The sequence below is a fragment of the Runella sp. MFBS21 genome (genome assembly GCF_029433105.1).
Taxonomy (GTDB): Bacteria; Bacteroidota; Bacteroidia; order Cytophagales; family Spirosomataceae; genus Runella.
The window spans coordinates 25,025-50,036 of the sequence record NZ_JARNTW010000008.1 but is presented as its reverse complement, the minus strand read 5'-3'; the positions used below and the strand labels follow the sequence as shown (position 1 = coordinate 50,036).

The 25,012-nt window shown below is 40.8% G+C and carries 14 protein-coding genes, 1 tRNA gene and 1 pseudogene; 3 read left to right on the top strand and 13 right to left on the bottom strand.

Going from position 1 to position 25,012, the window contains the following annotated elements; translation table 11 throughout:
• Positions 1 to 650: 650 nt before the first annotated feature.
• The 5 genes from P1X15_RS16855 to P1X15_RS16835 all read right to left on the bottom strand — a co-directional run bounded on the left by P1X15_RS16855 (position 651) and on the right by P1X15_RS16835 (position 9,942).
• Positions 651 to 2,903, bottom strand: a complete 2,253-nt coding sequence (locus P1X15_RS16855; protein ID WP_277339303.1) for an alpha-L-rhamnosidase C-terminal domain-containing protein — start codon at positions 2,901 to 2,903, stop codon at positions 651 to 653.
• Positions 2,904 to 2,955: 52 nt separating this feature from the next.
• Positions 2,956 to 4,728: a RagB/SusD family nutrient uptake outer membrane protein gene (locus P1X15_RS16850; protein ID WP_277339302.1), complete on the bottom strand. Its 1,773-nt coding sequence runs from the start codon at positions 4,726 to 4,728 to the stop codon at positions 2,956 to 2,958.
• A 20-nt stretch (positions 4,729 to 4,748) separates the two neighbouring features.
• A complete protein-coding gene (locus P1X15_RS16845; RefSeq protein ID WP_277339301.1) occupies positions 4,749 to 8,165 on the bottom strand; it encodes a TonB-dependent receptor in 3,417 nt (1,138 codons plus the stop codon).
• A gap of 193 nt (positions 8,166 to 8,358) precedes the next feature.
• Positions 8,359 to 9,363: a FecR family protein gene (locus P1X15_RS16840; protein WP_277339300.1), complete on the bottom strand. Its 1,005-nt coding sequence runs from the start codon at positions 9,361 to 9,363 to the stop codon at positions 8,359 to 8,361.
• A 21-nt stretch (positions 9,364 to 9,384) separates the two neighbouring features.
• Positions 9,385 to 9,942 (bottom strand): RNA polymerase sigma factor, encoded by a 558-nt coding sequence (locus tag P1X15_RS16835; protein ID WP_277339299.1) that lies wholly within the window; start codon positions 9,940 to 9,942, stop codon positions 9,385 to 9,387.
• 909 nt (positions 9,943 to 10,851) lie between these two features.
• Between P1X15_RS16835 and P1X15_RS16830 the strand changes: the two genes are divergently transcribed.
• Positions 10,852 to 10,980 (top strand): hypothetical protein, encoded by a 129-nt coding sequence (locus P1X15_RS16830; RefSeq protein ID WP_277339298.1) that lies wholly within the window; start codon positions 10,852 to 10,854, stop codon positions 10,978 to 10,980.
• Positions 10,981 to 11,139: 159 nt separating this feature from the next.
• On the opposite strand, the gene P1X15_RS16825 is transcribed toward P1X15_RS16830, so the two are convergent.
• Complete coding sequence (locus tag P1X15_RS16825; protein ID WP_277339297.1) at positions 11,140 to 11,955, bottom strand: AraC family transcriptional regulator; 816 nt, start codon at positions 11,953 to 11,955, stop codon at positions 11,140 to 11,142.
• Between the two features lie 94 nt (positions 11,956 to 12,049).
• A complete protein-coding gene (locus P1X15_RS16820) occupies positions 12,050 to 12,772 on the bottom strand; it encodes a LytTR family transcriptional regulator DNA-binding domain-containing protein (RefSeq protein ID WP_277339296.1) in 723 nt (240 codons plus the stop codon).
• 1,140 nt (positions 12,773 to 13,912) lie between these two features.
• On the opposite strand from P1X15_RS16820, the gene P1X15_RS16815 reads away from it, so the two are divergent.
• On the top strand, positions 13,913 to 19,087 hold the full coding sequence (locus P1X15_RS16815; RefSeq protein ID WP_277339295.1) for an SdrD B-like domain-containing protein: 5,175 nt from the start codon (positions 13,913 to 13,915) through the stop codon (positions 19,085 to 19,087).
• 416 nt (positions 19,088 to 19,503) lie between these two features.
• Here the strand turns inward: P1X15_RS16815 and P1X15_RS16810 are convergent, their stop codons facing one another.
• Positions 19,504 to 20,592 carry a hypothetical protein gene (locus P1X15_RS16810; protein WP_277339294.1) on the bottom strand — a complete coding sequence of 363 codons (1,089 nt, stop codon included), beginning with the start codon at positions 20,590 to 20,592 and terminating at the stop codon, positions 19,504 to 19,506.
• A complete protein-coding gene (locus tag P1X15_RS16805; RefSeq protein ID WP_277339293.1) occupies positions 20,555 to 21,493 on the bottom strand; it encodes a hypothetical protein in 939 nt (312 codons plus the stop codon). Before P1X15_RS16805 ends, P1X15_RS16810 begins: the two co-directional genes overlap by 38 nt.
• Before the next feature lie 252 nt (positions 21,494 to 21,745).
• Between P1X15_RS16805 and P1X15_RS32595 the strand changes: the two genes are divergently transcribed.
• Positions 21,746 to 21,967 carry a DUF2958 domain-containing protein gene (locus tag P1X15_RS32595; RefSeq protein WP_409049689.1) on the top strand — a complete coding sequence of 74 codons (222 nt, stop codon included), beginning with the start codon at positions 21,746 to 21,748 and terminating at the stop codon, positions 21,965 to 21,967.
• A gap of 200 nt (positions 21,968 to 22,167) precedes the next feature.
• Here the strand turns inward: P1X15_RS32595 and P1X15_RS16800 are convergent.
• From P1X15_RS16800 to P1X15_RS16785, 4 genes and pseudogenes are all read right to left on the bottom strand, one after another.
• Positions 22,168 to 23,126 (bottom strand): annotated as a pseudogene (locus P1X15_RS16800) (nucleotidyl transferase AbiEii/AbiGii toxin family protein).
• A gap of 64 nt (positions 23,127 to 23,190) precedes the next feature.
• A complete protein-coding gene (locus P1X15_RS16790) occupies positions 23,191 to 23,799 on the bottom strand; it encodes a DUF6088 family protein (protein WP_277339290.1) in 609 nt (202 codons plus the stop codon).
• Positions 23,800 to 24,100: 301 nt separating this feature from the next.
• On the bottom strand, positions 24,101 to 24,607 hold the full coding sequence (locus P1X15_RS32590) for an MvaI/BcnI family restriction endonuclease (protein ID WP_409049690.1): 507 nt from the start codon (positions 24,605 to 24,607) through the stop codon (positions 24,101 to 24,103).
• Positions 24,608 to 24,801: 194 nt separating this feature from the next.
• A tRNA-Phe gene (locus P1X15_RS16785) sits at positions 24,802 to 24,874 on the bottom strand.
• Positions 24,875 to 25,012 lie beyond the last annotated feature (138 nt).

Here is a 25,012-nt window from a genome sequence, read left to right as displayed (position 1 = left end):
ATCCAACTAATGCATTTACACATTCATTAGCGGCTAGCTGTGTTACTCTTTTTATCAACCACAACCCAAAGTTACTATAGCATTTCCATTGGGATTGAGAGCGTATTCTCCCCCAATCGCTGCGTAGATATTGAACAGTTCACGTTAAATTACGTTGAAACCTTTGTGCATGACACCATATAGTTATGTATAGTTATGTGCAGAAAATTTGTTATTCAGAATACAACAGTGTAAATGCGCAGAAGAGGTTTATAATGTGAATGAGACTGTTATCTATTCATTAATTTTTACGATTTGTTTCACTATTCTTTCGTTACTCTATATGTAGGATATTGAAATTTTTGACCTGCCTTCAATACCAACAGGTGCAGTTGAAAACAGCCTCTAAAATGGGGTTTAGAGGCTGGATTGACCGATTTTAATGGTAAAAATAAATAAAAAAGTCGTCAGTGTATATAATCACTCAGGCCGTTAGAACAAATTGATTTAATCGATATCACCAATCAGATTCGGGTAGTGTGGTCAATAACGGTAAGTAGTGTTGTCAGGATTTGTCATTACTTTAATTAAAAATCCGGGGCATCGAACAATTGAAAAATATGGGAAGAAAAGGGGCTAGTTTTCTTCGCTCGCACCAGTGCCTTCCGATTTCAATAGAGCAAGACTAAATCGTAACTGCCTGGGGCAAAGTCAGGCAACAGAAGCCACCCTTGTTCTACCGAGGCTTTCGCTGGTTTCCCATTGATGGTTAGTTGCCATTTCTTTTTTTTCTCAACAGGTAATTCCACCTTAGCAAGGGTATTGCCCGGCACCGTAAACTTCATGTGGTAACTTGATTGGTTTTGCCGGCATACTACTTCAACAGTTCCTCGTATGGTAGGGAGTCGCACCGTAGCGTATGTCAGTGAGCCGATTTGTGGTTTGATACTGAATGATTTCCAACCCGGTTCTAAAGGCTCTACCCCCATTAACTTACGGGGAATTGCGTTTGCGGGGACTGTACCCCAGGCGTGGTTCCAATCTAAATTGGATTTATATTTCTGGTCCCATGCCTCCATCGTCACGGTACTTCCCGAACGAATCATATTGTACCAACTACGTTCGGATTTTGACGTTAATAAGCTGAGTCCATAGTCGGCATCTCCTGCTTTGTAAATGGCATCCATCAGTAATTGTGATCCATAAGGCCCACACGCCATTCCACGGGAACGGATGAAGGTCATCACATCTTCTATCGACTCTGCTGGGACTAAGTTAAATGCCAGTGCAATCATATTAGCGTGTAGAGAAGCATGGTCGGTGTCCACTCCGTCGCGGAAGATGCGTCGTTTGCTATCCCAGAGTAATGAGTGAAATGCCCGATAGGTTTCATCAGCCAATCCGTTGAGCCATTCGACATCTCCTTTTTTACCAAGCGCATTGGCCAGTTTTGCCATATCTCTCAATGCCTTGTAGTGAATCGCATTGACCACGGTATTATAATCTGTGAATACAAAACCATCGGTTTCACCATTCCCAACCGTGCCAAAACCCCCAGCGTGTGGCCAATCGACAAGATCGCTTAACGATTTTTCCGTCAAATGAATAGCCTCTTTCAAGGCGTTCGACTGCTTCCCTTTACTAGTACTCATCAGGCCGTTTGGCTCACGAAGTGGAATGAGCAATTTGGCTTTCAAATCGTCATAGTAATGCTGAACAATCCTTAAGTCGCCTGTATAAAGATAATCGTTGTACGCCATTGGTACCGTGTAGAGTATGCAGTCTGTAAACCAAGTACCATGCTTAATCATGTATTCCAGCGACCGACGGGCTATACCATATTCACTGTCTACGTTATAATGACTCAATTGATTGATATACGCATCAACCTCATAAGGAATCCGCTCTCGATCCCCGTCCATGTATAGCCCTGCAAATGACACAACTTTCACACTATATTTACATAGCCCCCAAATTGCATTTAGAGTTGAGTCAGAGCTTTCAAAATGGGACGCAAAATCGTCAAATGGATAATGAACAAAGCTACGCGTAATGTCGGTTTCTTTCACCGATGCAACCTTGCCCTCTAACTCTACGTAGCGGAAGGGCAAAACCTCTCCTATATAAGCTGGCATCTTTACTGCCAACGGACCTGTATTCCGTTTGTCGGCTTTGAATTGTAGATGATAGGTATGACGGCCTCTTTGAAGCGGTATCCTGTATTCGGCGTATCGGATGGTCCCTCTTGGCTTCCGATTGATGCTTCCGTCAGCATGAATGGCTTCTCCCAGTCGTACAGTTAGGGAAGCCTTGTCTTCGGTTGTGCTAAGCGTAAATCGTAATTGACCAAAGCAAGCCTTCCCGAAATCAATCCGCATTACATCGCCCAGTTTATGAATTTGGCGAGGCCATTCATCTGTTTTCTGTAATGGATAATAGGCCGTCTGATAGTCTTTCTGTGCATCTGCCGTATAAAATTCGCTGATAGGCGACCAGGGAGAAGACTCATTTTTCTCGTTCCAAATCATGACCCTCCACGTATAACCTGTACTGAGTTGCAACGGTTGGCCCTGATACAAAACATTCACCGATTCTCCGGAATTGATTCTACCTGAATCCCAGATATCTCCGATACCTTTTTCGACACTATCACGTTGGGATGATACAATCACCCGATACGCAGCTTGAATGCCACCTGTCAGTTGCCAACCTAATACAAGTTGTTTAGGGTGAATCTGTGTACGGATAACCTCTTTTGGAGGAGCACCTGTCAGGATATACCCGTTTGATACCGCTAAATGGGGGTAAAGCAAGTGATTGACACGCAAATCAACAATCTGGACCTGCTGGCCGTTGGCCAAAAACGTCGTCAGGAAAAAAATACCGTACGTAATTTTCTTTTTTGATATAGAAAAAACATTCATAAAAAAAACGTTACAAAGTAAGGAATATGACTGCTGGTTGATTTTTAGGGGGTCATCTCCCTTTCCAGCCTTCATTTTGGGCCATCTTTACATCTTTATTTGTGTCAATGACCGTATTCGGAATAGGCCAGAGGTTATAATTAAAAGTCAAGGTAACCTTAGCTTCGGGCCAGAAAGCATATTTGCGAATGCGATCTACCGCAATCGTACCACCCATACGGAGCAATGTATTCCACCGAAACTCTTCATAGAGCAATTCACGGGCACGTTCGTCTAAGATAAGATTGAACTGGTCGTCCACATCGGCGGCAGTCACCAGATAGCTACATTGTGCCCGTTCACGTAATAGATTGATATCGGCTGCCGCGCCGTTTTTATCGCCCAACCGTTGCTTCGCTTCGGCACGTTGGAGAACAGTTTCAGAGAGTCTAATAAAATAGTCGTCACGAAACAGATTGCTTCGATTTTCACCATCGGCGAGACCCGTAAATTTGTCGGTGGCTATTTTGCACGATATAGGAAAAACCAGACTCTGGTTAATTTGATTGGTTGTGGCATTGGTACTTCCATTGTAAATAACTTCCCACGGAACCACTTTACCATAATAAGGAGAGGAAGGAACATTGGCAATAAAAATTCGTCGGAACACTATATCAGAGTTGCGCATGTCGTTTGCCCATTTTCCCTCATAGATGAGGTCGCGGGCATACCAAGTAGGAATGACCCCCGCAATGCCCCGACCGCCTAAGTCCTCAGCAGTACCTGTGAAATGGTCTTTGGCATAATCACGAAACACTGGACCAAAATTGCGGGCATAAGGCAAAACCGAATTATTGTCGCCTGCCCGGTAAGCTGCATAGTCTACTTGAAGTGTCCAGATAGATTCCTTGTTGCCATCCTGATAATTGACATTGCTCTCCTGAAATAAATCCCAAAATACATTGGGGGTGAAATTTACTTTATTGACAATTTCGTTGGTAGTAACCCCATTTTTGTAAACATTGATTGTCACTGAAGTTTCTTTTGCTCTTGCTCCAAAACGCGACTTCATCAACCCAAAAATACCTCCATTGATTACCTTGTCGGCATAGGCAATGGATTGATTAAAAGCTTTTTGTGCCGCTCCTGTATTTCCTTCGGCCGTCAGTTGTATTCCCTGAGCCAGACAGGCTCTGGACAATGTATGTTGAGCCGCTCCTCTAACCAGACGGCCTCCCTGAACCGTTGTTTCTGGCAGGTTATTTTCAATCGCCAGTAACTCATCAATGACAAATTGATAGGTGTCGACTCTACTTGCTCGTTGAAAATCATACCTGGGTTCTGTGACAATTTCCTTTACAATTGGGACCCCGCCGAACAATTCTGCCAGATTCAGGTAGGCAAAAGCCCGAAAAAAGCGAGCCTGAGCAATTGAATAGGCTTTTTCGCTTTCAGAAGGCCACGGAATCTGGGGTTGATTAGCCGCATGAATCGCAAGGTTTGCCCTTGAAATCATCAGATACCATCCGCTGTAAATACTATAGAACTCGCTACGGTCAGGACTGATATTACCATAGTCATTGAATGCGCTCGACTTTCTGATGCTCGGAACATCAATCATATCGGTACCGTTTCCACGTAGCACATTGTTACCCCAAATACTACGCAGTTGAGAATACAGGGTTACCAATACCTGATCGACCTGCGAGGCGGTACTAAATACATTATCTATTGTATAGAAAGTAGGAGGTACTTCGGTAAGCAGATTTTTATCAGACTCGCAACTTCCCAATAAGAGGGTTATCCCGAACAGTGTAATTCTCAGTGATTTGTAATATCTTTTCATTGCTATAAAATCTTTGATGTCTAAAAATTTAAGTTCAGTCCTAACGAATAAGTCGAAGCTACCGGCAGGCCGTTTTCTCGCATTCTCGAGCCGACTTCAGGGTCTCCGCCCACCCATTTAGTAAAAGTGGCCAGATTCTTGGCTGTTGTAAAGACTTTCAATGAACCCAACTTTACCTTGCTGAGAAATGCTTGGGCAAACGTATAGGACAATGATACGTCTTGCACTCGCACAAATGTTCGGTTTTGCAGTCCTAAGAAACGACCATCACCAGCGAAGGTAGCCGATGGATATTCGTTGCTTTGATTTTCGGGAGTCCAGTACGGAATATAATGGGTGTTATCATAGGGGCGGTTGGTTCCGCTGGTCATATAGGCCTGGGTATTAGACCGTAGAAAGAGATTATTTCCTCCGAAAGTGCCTGTTATCATCACATACAGGTTAAGGTTTTTGTAACTGATTGTGTTACTTAGGTTTAGCCGGAAATTTTCTTTTTCGAATCCCAACACTTTTCGGTCGTTGGCAGTAATGCCCGGTTTACCGTCCAAATCTCTGTATTTAGGTGCTCCCGGAGCGGCGCCGGTCAATTGTATATATTCGGTATCGCCCGGTTGTACTATTCCAATCTGTTCATAGCCATAGATAGCTCCCAACGATTTACCAATAAAGAGGTTGTTGGCGATGTCATCATCTTCTCGGCCATCATTGTCCAAATCTTCACCGTATAGAGAAACCAGTTTGTTGATATTTTTCCAGAAAGTTACCCCCGTACTCCAGTTCCAATCCCGTTTTTGCAAACCAACATACCTCACGGTAGTTTCGATGCCTTTATTGTTTACCTGTCCCATTGACGCTATCATTGTACTAAACCCTGTCATGACGGGAATGTTACGGGTAAAAATCTGGTCAGTTGTTTTTCCAACATACATATCTACATCGACAAACAGCCGGTTCTTTAACCAAACAGATTCAAAACCTACATTCCAAGAAGAAGTAGTTTCCCAACCCAAAAAAGAATTTCCAAGGGAGTTTTGGGAAAGCCCGTAGTAGATTCTTCCGGGGGTATTAGAAAATTCATAGCGTATTCCGCCACTTGCGCCGTTGGATACCGTCGATAGCGTAGTATAGGGTCCTATTCCCTGATTACCATTCTGACCCCAAGAAAATTTAATTTTCAAATCATCTAAACCTTGAAAGGACTGTAAAAAAGGCTCTTTGGTGATGCGCCATGCTACTCCTGCTGCCCAAAACTGCGCCCATTTGTTATCGACCCCAAATACCGAAGCCCCGTCCCGTCTATAAGAACCCGTAAAAAAGTATTTATGATCAAAGGCGTAGTTAATCCGACCCATATAACCTACGTTTGCCCGTTCGTATCCGTTAATATCCAGCCGTTGTACCGTTGCTTTGTGTAATCCCCGAATACCAAGTGCTGTATTTCCGTTGGCAGCAAAATCACTACCTGTCGAAGTCTGTTGTTCGTATTTGAGTTGGTCTCTTGTTGCTACTAAAGTGGCGTTGAAGGCATGCTTGCCAAACAACCTGTCATAATTCACAATGTTGTCCAACACATAACTGTTTGTGGTTCGCGTCTCTATGCTTCCATTCGCATTGACCAAAAAACCCTGAATAGTAGTAGGCGCATATCGGGTGAGGCCGCTGCCCTCTGCTACAAAGTAATTTTCGTAAAAGAAGTCTCCATAATAAACTTTATCTTGGTTGAGCAGGTAGTTTATTCGATAAGTCAAGCCTTGTACCCCAGGTATCTTGATTAAGGCATGTGAATTCAGACGATAGTCATGACGAACCTCCTCTCGGTTGCGTGTGCCGTCATTTACCCCCCACAAAGGGTTGATTGCTGATTCTGTGTAGGGATATTTCTCCAGATTTCCCTGGTCGTCTCTATACATGACGCCATAGGGAGACATCATTTGGGCAGCACTCAAACTGGCAGCACCTCCAAAATAATCGCGTTTGGCAAAACCGGCGTCTACTCCCACTTCCAGCCATTTAGTCACATTGGCTTTGAGCTTGCCTAGTAAGGCAATACGATTGAATTTATCGCCTACTACAATACTATTATTATCATCAAATGAAGTGGAAAGATAATAATTGATTGTTTCGGTGGCGCCGGAAATGGCCGTTTGATAATTTTGCATGATACCCGTACGACTGACTTCATCAAGCCAGACCGTTTCATGGCCTGCTTCTCGATTAGCTACTTCGCCGGGTCGCATCCAATTGGTAGAGCCTGCCGCATATTTATTGCGGTCATTTACCATTTTTATCCAGTCGTCTCCACGCAGCATTTCGGGGCGATTTTGCCATTTCTGAAAACCAAGAGAGGTGTTGAAACTAATGACGGGTTTGCCGGTGCGCCCGCGTTTAGTTGTAATGGCAATGACACCATTGGCCGACCGAGAACCATAAGCCGCCGCCGATGTAGCATCTTTCAGTACATCTATTGTGGCAATGTCATTAGGATTGATACTACTCAGGCTGCCCATGTAAATGACTCCATCCAACACAATCAGTGGAGTATTTGAGCCATTAATAGAATTCTGGCCACGAATCAGCATCCCGGGTTCTCCGCCAGCGGCATTAACAGCTCCTATATTCAGTCCCGCAATGCTTCCTTTCAGGGCTTCGAGTACATTAATATTGGGAGCCATAGCAATGGGAGAATTCTCTAGATTAAGTGACCCTACAGATCCTGTAAAATCCTTGCGCTTTGTTGTTCCGTATCCTACCACTACTACTTCTTCCAAGGCTTTTTCGTCTATCTTTAGCGATATTTCCAAAACAGTTTGGTTTTCTACCGCCACCTCTTGAGTTAAATACCCTACAAAAGACAATACCAATATGGTATTTTGTTCAGGAATTTCTATCGAAAAGCCTCCATTTGAATCCGTAATTGATCCTCGTAGGGTTCCTTTTACTAAGACCGTTACTCCGGGCAAGCCAACTCCTTTTTCATCTTTTACCCTTCCTTTGATGGTTCGCTCAATATTGGCAGCATCTTGTTGTTGATGGGTGATGGGAGCGACTAAATCACTTTCTATTTTCTGTTTTGTTGCTACCTTTCTCAATAAAATTCTCTTTCCTGATATGGAGTATTCTATCGAAAGGGGAGGGAGAAGTTCTTTAAGAACCTCCTCAAGCCTTTTGTTTCTAACCTGTACATTTATCCGCTGTTGTACATCTATTGCGTTAGAACTATACATAAAACGGACATGTGCCTGTTCTTCTATCCGGGTAAGTATTCCTTTAAAGTGAGTATTCTCTGCCTGAATAGAAATAGGTTTGTCCAGAATATTTTGTCCGTTGCTATGAATGGCACAGGCAGTCATGCAACAAACGAAAAGTAAAATAAACTGCGGGATAGATAGTTTCATAATTTTCCAAACCCAAAATGGAATCTGTAATTTTTTGTTCATAATTTAGCATTGTTTTAAGGGTGAAAGAGCTCTGAAAACAAGTGCCATTCATTTCTGGATACCAGCCAGAAATGAAGCTCAAATAGATGTTTGAGTAGCACAATACTAGCCGGCAATGTTGGCGCATTGCCGGCTTTTTATATCATTACAATTAAATTAATGCATATGATTAATCGTCAAATTCATAGAAAAATTATCCACACCCACTACCAGAAATAAAAATACTTGTGCCTCTGATTTCGTAAGTCACACGCAACACTTCGCACATATAGTCTAGTTGTTCATACAAGTCTAGCCCGTTTAAATCTCCAGTAAAGACACATTTTTTAAGTGTGGGATTGCCCACCATAATTTCTACTCCGTATACCTTTTGCATCAATGCTAGAATATCCTCTACTGGCGTATCATCAAATAAAAATGGGGATTTTGTTGGTGGGAGTGCTATGATTTTAGGGATATCGACCAATCCCTGCCGTATCGTTTGTAATTCTGTGTCAAAGACTACTTTTTGATTAGCAGTGGCAATGACACCATTTCGTTTCTTTTCCAATCGGTCATTACCTGTATAAATGGATACTTTTCCTGTTGTTACAGACACTTCAATCGTTTTTAGCTTTTCTTCCGGTTTAATCCGAAAGCTTGTTCCCAGCACCTCTGTAATTAACTCTCCTGTATATACGAGGAATGGTAATTGTGGGTTTGGTCTTACCTCAAAAAACGCCTCCCCTGTTAAGTACACAACACGTGTCTGTTTTCCATAGTTTTCACTGGCAACTATTGATGCGCCTGCTTCTAACGTAACAAGGCTACTATCTGGAAGTATGATTAACTGATGTGAAAGTGTGGTGTTTTTGCTTTCAATCCCCACAGGAGAAGATTCTGATATTTTTCTAAATGACTCTTTATAGAAAAAATACCATCCCCCTCCCAATACCATCAACAGACAAGCCGCAATACTGGACCAAACTAACCATATGGGGCGAACTGGTTTTTCTTTTTCGCTTCCTATTTCTGCCTGTATTCCAGCCCATATTCTAGTTTCATTATTGGCCACCTCTTGACTTTCCTTAAAAAACGGGGACTCGTTATGCCGTTTATAATGCAGCGCAGCCCATCTTTCAAGTAATGCAGCTTCTTCCGGTGTACACTCTCCAGCAATATATTTTTCCGCAAGTATGTCAAACTCCTGTCTGGTCATCTTTCCAATTAGTTCAAAATTTCAGTTATCGCAAACAAATTCATTCAGGCGCTGACGTACCATTTTCAGCGATTTCGTAATATGATATTCTACCGCTTTATCGCTTAGTCCCATTTGCGCTGCAATGACCTTTACTGACAATTCATTTATTTTATTCATCCTAAAGATAGTGGCTGTCTTTTCAGGTAATTGACTAAGTACTTTCTCAATTGCTTCCGATAACTGATTCTCGTTGAAAATGTGATCTATATCAATATTTTCAAAAACCTCATGCAACAATTGGTATTCTCTGTATTTACGCAGATTAATTTTTTTTCTAAAATAACGGTTGGTCAGATTTCTGGCGGCAATAAAGAGAAAAGCACTTAAATTCTGAATTCTCGACTGTGCCCTGTTTTGCCAAAGACTCAGCATTAGCTCTTGTAGTATTTCTTCTGCTTCCTCCTTTGACCCAGTTTGCTGATACACAAACCCGTATAACTGATGCCAGTATCGGCGATAGATTATCTCAAACGCCTTAGTGTCATTGTTTTTAAGCAAACTTACCAATGAGTCGTCTGTCAACTCTACCTTCTGCATTTAGGATTTTATTTTGTTAAATTTTCACTAAAGTTCCAGATAAACCTAAAATCCCTAAAAAAACTTCAAGTTTTTTTAGATTTTATAATTCAGCTTCTCAGGAAATAGACACTACTGGGAGTTGGGCTAACAAATAGGTTTGATAAGTCATGGCTTCTGTTTCTTGTCAGTAAGTACTCATCTTGAATGAAAAAGAATATCCACTTGATGTGAATGTTTGCCTATGAAGCAAGTGATAAAGTTCGTTTGGCTTACAACTGAGCCTTGTTTTTACCCCAATGCATAAAAATGATGGAGGAATACGCTGATTTTGGCTCATAACCACCCTTCGAGTCAGCAGATATGGAACTGACGGAAAGAGGGGGAGAAGGGAGGTGTTGTTGGAGTTGGTTGTGTAGTGCTAGATCAGTCGAACTAGCACAGCTTGATTACCGCTGTTCCAAAAGTCATTATTTTCTGATGCTACAACCAACGTTTGGGCATTGATAAAATGAGGAATACCATACACCGCACGCGGGTTGGCATAGGTCTTCCAGCTTTGGCCTCGGCCTCTGAACTGAAATAAACTCGAGCCCGTTGCCTTTTCAATTCCAGTAGGCCTTCATAGGGCTGCGCGAAGGAACTATTGCAAATAAAAGAAATGCTTGAAAACAGTAGCCATAGATAACGGCCATAATAAGATAATGCTGTCATAATCTTTTTGTAGCAAATGTAGGTCACACCTACGCCGCTTGCATAGTATAGAATCGATATTTTAACAGCCTATATCTTTCTGAAACCGTAAGGGAGTGAACAAAAGCTGTTGCTCGATAACGGAAGGATTTACCCCCGCAAAGACCTTGAAGTCGTGGATCATGTGCATTTGGTCATAGTAGCCAGCTCGGTACACAATTTCAATCCAGCTAAGCTGTGGAAACGCATCACGCAGGCGGTAAGCCTTCGAAAACCTTAGGATATGGGTATCTTTTTAGGGTTCCTCCCGCTATGCTTCACAAGAAGTGGCATAACATTATCTCAGGCAATTGTATGATTGCCTGAGATAATGAACGAAATAAGTCGTTGATGAGTAAAAAAGTGAGATTTAAAGTAACAAGTTGAGTACATGGCTTATACTGAGCAAGTGTTCTAGTAGTTGCATCAACAAACTTTCCAGCCAATAGTGTGCAACTTCAACCTATACAAACAAAAGTACAGCTTTTATTTTTTTACTTTACCAGGGGTTACTCCATACTGACGCTGAAAAGCCTTTATGAATTTAATGGGCTGAGTATAACCCACTTGGCTAGCCACACTTTTTACATTATACCCTTCCTCCAGCATTTTGAGAGCATTGGCAAGACGGTTTTCCATGTAGGATTGATAGATAGATTTTCCGTAAATATCTCTGAACATTTTCTTTAATTTAGAAGCGCTAAATCCTACTTCTTTGGCTAGACTCTCAATAGAAGGCATTTTTAGACAAAAATTTGTGATATATTTTTTATGTAAATTGGCGACTAATTGTAGATCACTTTTTGGGGATTCTTGTGAAGGGTTTTTTGATTCAATGCATAAATTTTTCAAAAAATGTAAAATGATAGGCGTAATAAAGTAACTATTTTTAATTTCACTTTTAAGTAAGGCAATACTTTGAAGAGTTTGAGTTTCTTTTGTGGAAAAGTCAAACTTAGTGGTTATTAAATCAAATTCTAGTTTTCTTTCTATTTCGTTAAAATGTGAAGACGATAATTTACTCTTCAGCCATTCAAGACTTACACATATTGTTATTAGATTTGTATCTTCTCCCTCTATATTCCAAGAGGTGTCTTTATGACTTGTTATAAAGATATCGCTAATTGTTATATATGTTTTATTCTTAAATAAATATGTTTTGGAGAGAGGTTTATGAATGCAAATAGCCCCTTGATGCATTATAGGGTGTAGGTTGGATTGAATTTGGCTGATAGTCCTTATGACAACCAATGGCTCATCAATGTAAGATAGATGCGAATCCCATGGAGATAGTGTGCTCATATTGTAATTGCTTATTTTTAATAAGTACTTCAATAAGCAAATTTTGTGCTACTAAAGAAAGCTAGGGATATGTTGCAATAAAAGGGGGATAATATTAACTATGTTTGCTTTGTAAGCTATTTAGTAAGCTATATAGTTTTTTCTTGTAAGTTCTACTTAAAGGGAGGGTGTAGTTGTCAATGTGGATATGATTAGAAGAAAAGCTTTTTACGTAATTGAGATTAACAATGTAAGAATGGTGAACGCGGACAAAACGAGAGTCTAATTTTTCGGTTAGTTTAACTAGAGAGACTTTGATGGTAAATCTTAAGTATGATGAATTGAGCCAGCGAGACGTATAAATAGTACAGTAATTTCGCTCTGCTTCTAAAAATAAAATTTCATTCAGGTTTAAGCTGATTTGTTCGTTATGGTTGCCTGTAATGAATATGCTTTTATCAGGATTAGATTTGCTGAGAAAAAGCCTAACTAGAGTTTTAAAAGTTAATTTATGAATAGGATTTACTAAATACGCAATTCTTTCATTGTCGATAATTGAAGGATAGTTTAGCGATTCATAGGAGGAGGCAATAACAATCGCTGGCAGGCCAGAGTCTATTATTGTTTTTAATAAATTAAGGCATATTCTTTCACCCAAAAATAGGCTTGTAATGATTAGTGAGAGTTTAGTATTTGATAAAATTGCTAAGGCCTCGTGTTCACCAATTGCCAGTAAAATGTCTTTGTATCCAAAATCGGTTAATGTTTCCTTTATGTCTGTAATATCTGAAGCGTTATTTGCAACTAGTAGAATTTTTGATGATAAATATAGATGCATACAATATACATGGCTTTAAGCCCTTATTTGGCAAAATTTAGCTTTATTGTTCATTAAAGCCAATAACTAATAGGCATTGGGGAACATTTGAAACACTTAAATCCGAGATTGGGAAATTTATTACACACTACAAAAAAGTATATAAAATTACCTAGCAAGTATAAGGAAATATTCCTAAAGGATAAGTCTACTAAATGATAAGAAGGGGCTAAGTAGCAAAAAAAAGTGGACAATTTACATATGTTATAAGTTAATATATAATGTATATATATATACAAGTTTATTTGTGTTAATAGACATATATAAATTTTGAAAATTTATCTTGCTAAAAATGTGTATCTATCTTTATTAAACCTCTGTGACTTTAAGTACAAACTCCCTACAGAGAGATGTGTTTACAAGCTATTTTTGATTTTATATTGATGAATAAACAATCAATAGGTACTATGCTTTGTGGGATTTGTATTCAAAAATACAAACAAATTTCATAAAGAAAATTGTGAATATATAGGGTGGTTCTTACTTTGAAATTATGTGGATATGACTTGTAAATGAGTGATGAAAATGGTTGATGTGATTTTTCTGAACTTGTATATTAAGATTTGATTTTGTTGCTATCAAACTTGAATTGTTAATTGTGAGAGAATTGAGATTGTTTTTGATTCTCATGTGCTTACTTATGTCGTTATTTGTTTGTGATGTGTGGAGTATTTGGAGAATAAAAATTCGTATTTGTGTTGTTTTAGATTTTGATCTATTTGGGATAGGAAGTAGAGTATATAATATATGAACACTGATTTTATAGCTTCATTGAGAAGATAAATTTTAATACCATATTTAAGTTCTTCTAAATAATAGGAAGATTGAGGTACGAGTTTATATTTGTGATTTGGCATAAAGTTTGCTACATGAGTATGCCAAGCATTTTATGGAGTAAAATTTCTTGATATTTAACGAGATTTGGTCATTAGTCCCCTTCTTTTTGCAAGTTATCCCTGTCTTCTTTTTGCCTGTATCAATTTTGTAAGTAAAAATTTAGTGACGTCTAAGGACACAAAGTTGAATTCTTTTAACAGGCTTTTTTGTCTATCTAAACTTCGCTTTATTATCTATTACTGTTCATTAATCTAAATAATAAATATGAAACATTTTACATGGCTCTACAGTATTACATTGTTTCTATGCCAACTGATTCCTGAGTATGCGGAGGCTCAGATAAGTGGTCTTGTTTTTCGAGACCTGAATGCTAATGGTGTCAAAGACAGTACTACGGTTTTTTATGAGCCCAGTGTAGGGGGAGTTACCGTCACTGCTTTTAACAGTACCGGAACACAAGTAAGTACAACTACAGCTGTAAATGGTAGTTACTCACTCGCTATAGGAAGTGCTGGTAAATATCGCGTTGAGTTTACTGGATTTCAAAGCAAAGATTTTGACGGTGCTATTGGAGGAAGTAGTCAATCTAGCATCCGATTTGTGGATGTTCCAGTAGGAGGTTTGACAGGCGTAGATTTAGGTATTAATTATCCCGATCATTATAGCAATGGCAGTCCTCCCACGCTTTTTACGCCTTGTTATGTAACGGGAAATGAGGTGCAGGCTAGCAATGAAAAAGTATTTGTTAAATGGGCCTATACAGAAGAAGGAAAGCCTCAAATGTTTGGAGGCTCTGCTCAAAACCCACAAGCACTAGCTAATTTAAATCAATTAGGAACGGTATGGGGGTTGGCCTATAATCGCCAAAAACAAGAAATATATACAGCTGCATTTTTGAAAAGGCATACTATCCTACTCAATAACAGTAACCCAGACAATGGTTTAGGAAATATTTTCAGCCTAGACCCTAACAATGGAAATCCGTCTATATTATTCAATTTATATAATTTGGGAATAGATGTTGGTACTATCCCTGATAATGCCACTCGAGGAATCACTGGAGGTACTTCTACGCCCAGTCAAGATAGCATAGCTTATGATAAGGTAGGAAAATTGGGAATAGGTGATATTGATATTTCTACGGATAATAAAACATTGTGGATTGTGGTCGTGAATGAAGTCAATCCACGCTTGGTTGCTGTGACTTTAGATAGTGATAACAACCCCGCTACTGTTCCGACGGCTTCCGATGTTAAGAGTTGGCCTATTACTTTACCATGTACAGGAGGCACAAGTCGCCCTTTTGGGTTAAAATATTACCGAGGACAGCTTTACGTTGGTATCGTGTGTGATGCTTCTACCTCCCAAAACACAAATGATTTGAGTGCAACTGTCTTACGTTTTGACCCAGCTACACAGGCATTTGCGAATGTACTCCAATTTCCTCTAAACTATACCAAAGGGATTGCTTTAACCCTTGGTGCATGTGCCCAATACACGGGCTGGTATCCTTGGACAAATGATTATACATTCCCTCCTGTAGGTACAACCGTGTGTAGTAACAATGCAGGTAATGACCTAGTTCGCCCTACTCCTATGCTAAGTGATATCGAATTTGATGTGGAGGGATCGATGATTCTAGGTTTTACCGACCGTTGGGGCAACCAAGTTGGAAATGGTAATTATAGTCCTCTAGGAGGTGGTTTTTATGATGTAGTCTCAACGGGTGGAGATATTCTTAGGGCTGCTCCTGATGGAAGTGGGGGGTACGTAATCGAAAATAATGGGACTTCAGGGGGAATCACAACAGCCTCTGCCAACAATGGAGATGGAATAGGTGGTGGAGAATATTACAATGACAACTATGCATTTCACCACGAATCAGCCCAAGGGGGAATTGCGATATGGCCTGGTTCGGGAGAGGTTATTTCTACGGCTCTTGATCCAATTGATGCGTTTACGGGAGGTATACGCAAATTTAACAATACCACAGGCGTAAATTCGAAAGCTTACCAAATTTTCGCTGGTGGATTTGGGAAAGCAAATGGGTTGGGAGATTTGGAGACTGCGGGCAGTGAAGCACCGATTCAAATAGGGAATCGGGTGTGGAAAGATGAAGACGGTGATGGAATTCAAGACCCTCAAGAGCCGCCTTTGGCAGGTGTAACGGTCGCTCTTTACGAAAATTGTACAGGCTCGGCAGTGGCTACTGCTATAACCGACGCCAACGGAAATTATTATTTTTCTTCAGCTTCTGGAACTTCTACTTCAAGTACTATCTATGGCTTGACATTGAACTATAATACAGCTTATTGTTTGAAAGTGACATCATTAGGAAGCGACCCTTCGGTCAGTGGGCTGACTCTGACGGTAGTTTCTCCCGCCAATGGAGAGACTTCGGGGAGTCCTAATTCTGGTGCAACATCCGTCAATAGTGACGCGTTTGTGGAAGGTGGATTGCCTACAATTCACTTTACGATTGGGAATGCGGGAGAGAATAATTATACCTATGATTTTGGATTTCCAAGCTGCGTTAAACCTAATGCGGGCCAAAATTTAAAAATTTGTGCACCTGCTACAAGTGCAAACTTAAGTACAGCAGCAGTAGGACAAACTTGGAGTCAATTAGGAACCTCCCCTGCGGTAGCTTCCATCAATGCTGCTGGTCAAGTGACGGGGTTGACGGTTGATGGCACTTATTTGTTTGTTCTCTCTGCGGGAGAGGGTTGTACGGATACCGTAAGTATCACCCGAAATAGTGTCAATGTGGCTATCACAGGTCCTACCATTGTTTGTTCAACGGAGTTGCCAGTAAGTTATACCGCTACCCCTAGTGGAGGAAGTTTCAGTAGCGGCTTACCAGCGGGAGTAACTGTATCAGGCAATGTACTTACGATTTCTGCCGCAGCAGCATTATCTAGCTTAGAATTCGATTATACTTATACAGATCCAACCACAAATTGTTCGGCAACGGCTTCAAAATCAGTTACAATCAATAATGGAGGAACGAAAATCAATATAGCCACTGATACATTATGTATCAATCAAACCTCTACCTATACTGATCCTAGTGGAGTGACTGGGACTTGGAGCGGACCTGGTATAACAGATACTGGAAATGGAGCTACTTTAAATTCTTCCGCAGCATTGACAGCTCTTGGAGTAAGCGCTCCCGTAAGCTTTTATATTTATTTTACCCAAAATGATGGCAATTGCTCTCGTGTAGACAGTGGTTTAGTATATATTGTGCCTCGACCCACGGTAACTATTTCGGACCCAACGACCATTTGTGGTAATGCGTTACCAACTAATTTTACGGCGTTGCCCATAGGAGGTAGTTATAGCTTGCCTGTGGGGCTGCCAGCGGGAGCTGTTAGTATCAATGGTAATATTTTGACTTTGAATGCAAATTCGGGACTAGCCTCATTGACTTTCAGTTATGAATATACTGATCAAGCAACAAATTGTAGCAACACAGCTAGTCATACCATAACGATCACTTCTCCACCTAATGCCGGAAGTGACAAAACACTTGCATGTTCCAATCCGGTCACTGGTTTGTTACAATCAAGCACCGTACTGACGGGCTTTAGTCCAGAAGGGGGCACTTGGTCGGGGCACTCTTCAAACCCCTCCGTGGCAACCATTACCAATCTGGGAGAAATAAGTGGCATGACAGTGGCTGGAACCTATCGTTTTATTTATACCGTCAATGGATGTAATGATACAATTGCGGTAGTGGTAGAGCCCTGTACAGGATGTGTAAAGCCGAATGCTGGAGCGGACGTAGCTATTTGTCAGCCCGAAACAACGGCGAAATTGACGGCGGTGACCCCAAGCGGGGTGTGGACTGCTCAAGCAGGAAATCCAGCCAATGCCACTATTGACAATGCTGGAAACATAACAGGCCTTAGCGTCAATGGTACTTACTATTTTATTTATTCGGTGACGTTGGGGGGGCAAACTTGTGCCGATACTGCAGCGGTCATTAGAAGAGAGAAGCCCGTTGCATCCATTGTGTCGCCTGTCAATGGAGAGGTGTGTACCAGTACTGGAACAGCGCAGTTATCTGCGACTCCTATCAATGGAAGCTGGAGTGTTTTGGGAGCTCCTGCGGGAGTAGCCGTTACTAACAATGGCCAAGTGACTGGACTGACATCTGTTGGTACCTACCAATTTATTTATACCCTTAATGGTTGTAGCGATACAGTTTTGGTGACGGTAAAAAATTGTGAAATCCCTTGCCCTAAGCCCACCATAGCACTTGTAGGGAGTCCTCTTTGCTCAGCAGATAATGCTTCTTTTTCTCTAACGTTCACTATCACTGGACAAACCGGCACCGTAAAAGTAAGTGCAGGAACACTTTCTGGATCTAATCCTTTTACAGTGATAGGAATTCCTAATCAAACTGTGCTTAAAATCACAGATAGCTTAAGCAATGTTTGTGTCTATGATACCCTCGTGTCGGGACCAAATTGTAATTGTATTCCCATTATTCCTACCGTTATTTCTCAAAGTCTAACGGCTTGTATTGGAGACACTTTCCCTACCTTGAAAACTACAATTGTCGGTGCCGCAGTAGCTGAATGGTTTGACCAACCTTCTGGTGGCACCCTTTTGTTTTCGGGCTTATCTTATAAGCCGTCTGGAACGGTAGCTACTACTAAAATATTTTATGTACAAGCCCGAAGCTCTGACTCTAATTGTTCAATAAATGCGGTAAGCCAGCGGGTTGCGGTGACTGTAAATGCTCAGAATTGTGATGCACCCGTAGATTTGGCATTGAAAAAAATGATTGATAAGAGAATAGTTCAGTTAGGAGATTCACTAACTTATACGATTAAAGTTTGGAACGAAAGCGCCAACACCGCAACGGGAGTAGAAGTGACAGATTCATTGGCTTCCACAGTAGCTTTAGGTATAAATAGCTTATTAACCAACCGAGGAACTACTACAGTTAGTGGTAATGTAATTAAATGGACTATTGGAACGATTGCGGCCGGTGGCGATACCGTAACACTCTCATATCGTGTGAAGGCGATACAAGAAGGGGTTCATTTTAATACTGCTGAAATTACAAAAACCAATGAGCATGATATCGATTCTACGCCCGGTAACGGTAAAGAGGAAGAAGATGATTTGGATAGACAATGTTTTACGGTTCCGATAAAGCTTTGTACTGGAGAAAAAGTACAAGTGAAGGTTTCAGATAAATATAATAATGTCCAATGGTTTAAGCAGGGAACTCAGGGTGCCGTGGCCTCGGGCAATGAAGTATTGTTTGGTGAAACGGGGACGTACACGTTTACAGCTTCCAATGCTCTTTGTCCGGTAGAAGGATGCTGTCCGGTTATTATTCTTCCAGGAGACAATTGCTGCCCTCCAAACCTTTGTATTCCTTTAACGCTTAAGAAAAAGAAAAAACCAAGCCAACTGTAACTGTAGAGTCATAAAATTTGGCTGGATCACTTCTAAACCCATCTCTCAGATGTTATAATTTAGAGAGATGGGTTTAGAACATACATAAATATGCAGAAGTAATTTATGGTTTATTCATAGACAAATGTTGTCGAAGAAATATTTTCGTGGCTGTTTAGGGTCACGGTTCTCGCCAACTAGACGTATGAGGCATAATTATACCCTTTTAGAATAGGTTGCACAGATGCAACCTTGGCTCTCGCCGAGGGTGGGGAGCAAACGCAGGGGCGACCAAGGTCGAGGGGAATCACCCGGCCTGCACGAAACACCGTGAAGAAAGGTCGGGAATACGGCCTAGGTTGTTTATGGAAGACCCTTGCAGTACTAGGAGAAAGTCCCTTTAGAAGGGTTTTGAACAATTGATGAAATCAGTGATTTTATTGCAGTTGTTGCATGAGCAGAGTTAAAATATCAGCGTCATGACTCATAAGTAACAGCATATCTTTACCGGTTAATTTGTTTAATGAAATACCCTGCTTATAAACCTTAGTAGTATTGACAGTACTCAACTTGACGGATGTAACTTTCTCTGGTCCTTCGAAAATAAGCCGTTTATTAGTTAGATAAAGCTCGCCAATGTTAATACGTTTGAGTATAGGAAACGTTTCTTTTTGAGTAGGTAAACTGTTTGATTGTAGATCCAGCAGGTCAAAAGATCGATTAAATTCGTAATGGTCATAATAATTATTACGCCGGGAAGTTGCCCGTTCTTCGTACCATTGAACACTACCAACATGTAAGTAACATACTTCAGACTTTTGGAGAGCAATGGCCACTTCAATGGATTCCAGTGGCTTGTTTTCGACAGCCCAATACCGCCTAAAACGTTCGATCTCCTGCTCTTCTTCAGCACTCAAGTGTATGCCTAAATTCTCAGCGATACGTTGCAGCTGTTGCTCTTCATCAGGAGTAATTCGAGCATTGATACTTAGTTGCTTCACTAACTGATTAAGGTGCGCTCGGCAAACTTTCTCAAAAATAGCTCCAGCTAACTCGGAAGAAATAGACGTTACCGTCTGCAATTCCAGCAGGGCTGCTTTGTCTTCGGCAGTTACTTGTCCATACACAATGGCTTTCTCTACCCGTTGCCGATACGCAACTTCCCCGATACGATTATGTATCATCTCAACTGATTGACTGGGAAGTTGAAACAATGTCCGCAAATGATTCAGTTCCGCCAAGCCATTACCCCCTAACAACTGATTGGTTAATTGATAGTTAAAATAAACGGCATAAAACTCTTCTAGATTGAGCATAAATTGGCTTAACGACAAGCCATATCTTTGTTCAATCGCCGCCAAATCGGTCGAGTTTATCGTCAAAATTGATTGAGTAGCCAGTAAGTTATTCAACTCAATAACTGCGTTTTCTACCGGTTGCTGACGCAGGAGTCGCTGCATAAAACTCTGTGTAATCAAAGGCCTGATCTCAAAGACTGCTGACATCATATTTTCGATAAGTTTCATAAATCGGTTTATTCCAGTCACAAACACCTCCATGATGTGAACAGGCACCTCTTCCTTTCGCATTTGAGGGGCTATAACTGCCATCACAACATACAGTTTGGTAATAAAGTACCCTACGCAGGAGTGGGTTCTCCTTCTCATAAAGTTTTGCTGCTGTTTTATGGCCCGCCTCGGCTGCTCCGGCAAGGTCCGATAATGCTTCTGACTTACGACCTAATCGAAGATAACACAAAGCTCGCTGATACATCTGTTCATCATTTAAGGAATTTAGACCGTTGTAATGTTCGATAGCAGATTGGTAAGCTTTGATACGAACGTAACTGAGGGCCAATCCTTCATGAAGTCGACGTTGATCTGCTGACTCATTGGCTGTTGCAAAACGTGCCGAATGATTATAAAGCCTGATTGCCTTAGCGTAACTTCCTTTTTTTAAAGATGCTTCTGCAAGGGATAGATACCCTCGCAGGCTATCTATCCGCAATGTTTCCTTGCGATTAAATTCAGCTTCAGCTTTTTGTTTTTCAACAGCGGCTAATCGCAGTTTTTCATTGTCCAGATCAATGCGACCTTTATATTGAAAACCTGTCAGTACTGATAAAAGTAACGTCACCCCCCAAATCCCCGCTTTCAAAGAAGAGGTGAAGTAAAATTGCAATTTCAGCTCCAACATACGCCTTCCCCAGTCGGAAACAAAAAAAGCAAATGCTAAAAGAGAAAAGCTGAATCCTAAATGAGTACCCCAAGTGAAAAGAGCTGCTACCGTTACAGCAAGGGCCAATATATTCCACAAAAAACCTCCGGATGAGGTAGTAGAATTACCCTTATTTCGAGATGATTCTTTAAAGTAATCAGGAAGAACTCGATGACGTGCCGTTATAAGATTGGGTACGTAATTTTTCATGAAAGTTGAGAAGACAAAAAACATTATGAGGGACTTGTACTTTCAATATATTTAAAAGAATAAATGAAATGGATTATACTTAGTAATTTTATTAAAAGTCGTAGACGAGTTTATGTCTCATTAATAAAATACATTTTGTCAGTTTCATTTAAAAAAATTAGTCTATGCTAGAAATAAGTTATTTCCTCTGACAAAAACAATTCTGCATGTGGCGACTTATTCCTGCCGGACTCCAGGAAAAAATAATTAAGAATGGAAAAGATATGCTCAAAGAACAGTAGGAAGACCATCCGCCGATGTTCAAATTGTTTTCCCTTGTCGGCAGTGCCACGGCTATTAAGTGAGCTAAATCCCTTTGAACCTACGATTGCCTATGGGTTGTGTGATTTGGGGAGGGGTTTTCCTGAATTAGGCTATGTATCTTTGGAAGAGCTTAAAAGTATTCAATACCCCCTTCTCTTCCCATTCCACTGATTGTACGGGACGAACATTTTGAGGCCGAATATTTGATGAGTGTATATGTAGAAGCGGCACTCCGGCATCAACGAATCACTGAAAATCTGGAGCATTGGCAACAGGCGCATCAAAAACTGCGGCAATCGCTTAAAGTGCAATAAAGCACATCATCTATGTTATTCTCAAAACAGTTTTGCAATTGGGTGACTGTGTTGGTATCAATCATTGAGGCTTGGAAATGCTATATTGAATTGCCATTGGAGAGCACTCAGTTTTTCTTTTAGTTGGGTGAGTGCTTTTATTAACTCCTCAAATGTAGGAGGGCTTTCTTCGTAAATCATTTCCTCCAACATTTTTTTATAGTCTTCTTTCCACGCTTCCATCATAACCATTGGAGGAATTGGATTTAATGTTTGAGGGTTATGCAGGTTGTAATCTACCTTTCCCACTCTAGAAAATGTAAACCGATGCGAGACAATCGTTTGATATAGTTCCTCATCAGCTATGGCGCGATCAACTGTTTCGGTTCTCGACAGATGATATACGTCATACAAATGACGGCTCAGCCTATCCACTCTTATCTTATCGACAGGCCGATGAAACTCTTCATGCAGCAGAAACAATTTCTCTAAAAAAGTTCTTTCGGCATCTACCGTAGGGATATTTATCAGGGGAGCCGCAAAATCTCGTCCCTCATAAATTTCGTCGACTAGAGAGCCGAAGGTACGAATGGTGTATGGTTCACGCAGTGAACGGCACCCGATTTCCAGGTGTACCTGAGGAAATAAATACCCAGGTGGTTTAATAATATTAGGATAATGAACTTCAATAATTCTGGGGTCTTGGTCGCTGTCGGTTGCCGCTACCGCCTTTAGCGAAACCTCAAATCCCTTAGCGGCATACATCCGTTGCAGCTCTTCAAAAAACGGACCTGTAGTGTATGCACCTGCCTCTTTTCTCAATGCTGTTCGTTTACTTTTTGAAAGTTCGCCTTCAAAACCAAAAAAAGATCTATCAATGGCCAAATCAATATCTTCCGAAACCGCTGGATGAGCTTCCAAGCTTTGCTGAGGGATGTTCCTCCTTTGAAAACCAAATGGCTGGCTATCTCCGTTTGAAAAATGATGGCTAATGTCTGTGTGACCCACCAGTCTTTCTCGACGGCAAACGCAGGCATTCCGGTTTGGGTACTTATGGCTTGAAAAACAGCTTCTTTTTCAGCGGCTGATATAGTATAAAAATCATTCTTTGCCATCTTTCAAAGCCTTTTTCATGATTAATTGAATCCAAACTGGTGCCAAAGCTATGTCATGCTTTAAATCAGCAAGCTTCTCCGTTTTGAGCAACTTTAAAATTTTTTGTTCTTCCAACTCACTTATTTTACCATTGCCGATTTCTTTTAACGCCTGTATCACCAGCCTGCTTATTTTTCCTTTTGCCAAAAGATTCTTGGGGGTGGTCTTTTTAAATTTAATTGTTCGCTTGCCGACTTTTATCTCGCGTGGTGACCCATCGGTCAATAATACGATTTTCATCGGCACCTGAGTGCTTAACCCGAGTGCATTCAGGGCATAGGCTCCGCTTGGAACTGTTCTGATTTTGTCCCGCTTTGCGATGGCCTCAGCCACCTCTTCCGCCGATGGTAACACAACGCCGATAAGTTTGCTTTCTTTGGGTCTTACGTAAATGCCCTGGGCTACCCGTATCAAGGATTTTTTATCTTCGAGACGATCCAAGGCTTTTCGTACAGCTTCCGAAGAACCATAATGTGTAAAATCATCAGGGAACACCAATGTCCCCTTTGGTCTTGACTTTATTGACTTTTCTATTTGTTTTTCAGAACTTTGCATACGCAAACCTTTTACATATCTGTCACAAATTTAGAAATTATTTGTGACAGATACAGGATAATAATCGTCACAAATTTTGTCAAGATATGTGACAACACCAATAGGCAGACGTCACTACAATGATTACACTTAATGCTGATTCAACTTAAACATTATAGGAAGTATCAGGCACTCTCAATCTGGTTAGTCCTTTGTCGGAAAGATAGACAAACTTACTAATGTAAACCAAGAAATTATAGATTAGCTTTGAGCATATTATTACCCATAATTTTAACCGATACTGGCAACTATTTTATGCTTATTAGCATAAATCTTTGCCGGTATCATCATTTTTAATTCTAAATTTTGTGCCGTGATTGCTTATGACTAATCCACGGCCTTCATTCGTTCTGGCATCGAAGTCAACACAAATAACACCCTCCAGAATTGCCTGGATAAAACCTGTTATATCCGGCTCCCAATAGGCCGTTGCTTCTTTATACGTTATACTTCGAGGGTTAGAATGCATTTCTCCTTCAATAACAATTAGCCGTCTCAGCTTGGAAGGAAGTGCATTTAAAATGGTATTATGCAACCAGTAGGGAGGTGCTTCGGCCTGTGCCGTATTCTTAATGATGATCCTGTCGGTCTCATTCAGTACACAAAAACTCCGCTTCGTTTGACCGCTTATGGTATGACGAAAACTGATACGCCTCTGTATATCGGTATCGGCCCATCCATAATCATTGACGACCTCTTTAATTATTCCCTTCGGTTCGGGGTCTTTGTGAAAAAGAGTTAAAAGAGGCGTTCCGCCATGAAATTTAATTTACCAATCATTCAAATCGGGAGAGTCTGCATTATTTTCCTTTACCCCAGCAATATCAACGTTTTGGTATTGATTCAAAAAATCCAACATCCTTCACAAATTTTGTACTTGATCCAAAATAAATGGTTGTACCTATGTTGTACCAAAGAAAAAAGCCGCTACGAAATTTCTTCGTAACGGCTTGATTTTGAGAGTGGTGATGGACGGAATCGAACCGCCGACACAAGGATTTTCAGTCCTTTGCTCTACCGACTGAGCTACATCACCATTTTTTGTCGGTATTTCCCGTCGTTTGGGAGTGCAAAAATGTAGGATAGCTTTTTAAAACGCAAATTTTTTGTCAAAAAACTTGAAAAATATTTGCTAAAAAAATCTGTAAGGCCATATCGCACTGTAAGACAGTGG

Coding starts and splice junctions, on each gene's coding strand:
- P1X15_RS16825 (WP_277339297.1), bottom strand. CDS start 11,955: ATGAGCACACTATCTCCATGGGATTCGCATCTATCTTACATTGATGAG.
- P1X15_RS16845 (WP_277339301.1), bottom strand. CDS start 8,165: ATGAACAAAAAATTACAGATTCCATTTTGGGTTTGGAAAATTATGAAA.
- P1X15_RS16810 (WP_277339294.1), bottom strand. CDS start 20,592: ATGAAACTTATCGAAAATATGATGTCAGCAGTCTTTGAGATCAGGCCT.
- P1X15_RS16820 (WP_277339296.1), bottom strand. CDS start 12,772: ATGCATCTATATTTATCATCAAAAATTCTACTAGTTGCAAATAACGCT.
- P1X15_RS16815 (WP_277339295.1), top strand. CDS start 13,913: ATGAAACATTTTACATGGCTCTACAGTATTACATTGTTTCTATGCCAA.
- P1X15_RS16805 (WP_277339293.1), bottom strand. CDS start 21,493: ATGAAAAATTACGTACCCAATCTTATAACGGCACGTCATCGAGTTCTT.
- P1X15_RS16790 (WP_277339290.1), bottom strand. CDS start 23,799: ATGCAAAGTTCTGAAAAACAAATAGAAAAGTCAATAAAGTCAAGACCA.
- P1X15_RS16855 (WP_277339303.1), bottom strand. CDS start 2,903: ATGAATGTTTTTTCTATATCAAAAAAGAAAATTACGTACGGTATTTTT.
- P1X15_RS16840 (WP_277339300.1), bottom strand. CDS start 9,363: ATGACCAGACAGGAGTTTGACATACTTGCGGAAAAATATATTGCTGGA.
- P1X15_RS16850 (WP_277339302.1), bottom strand. CDS start 4,728: ATGAAAAGATATTACAAATCACTGAGAATTACACTGTTCGGGATAACC.
- P1X15_RS32595 (WP_409049689.1), top strand. CDS start 21,746: ATGGAAAAGATATGCTCAAAGAACAGTAGGAAGACCATCCGCCGATGT.
- P1X15_RS16835 (WP_277339299.1), bottom strand. CDS start 9,942: ATGCAGAAGGTAGAGTTGACAGACGACTCATTGGTAAGTTTGCTTAAA.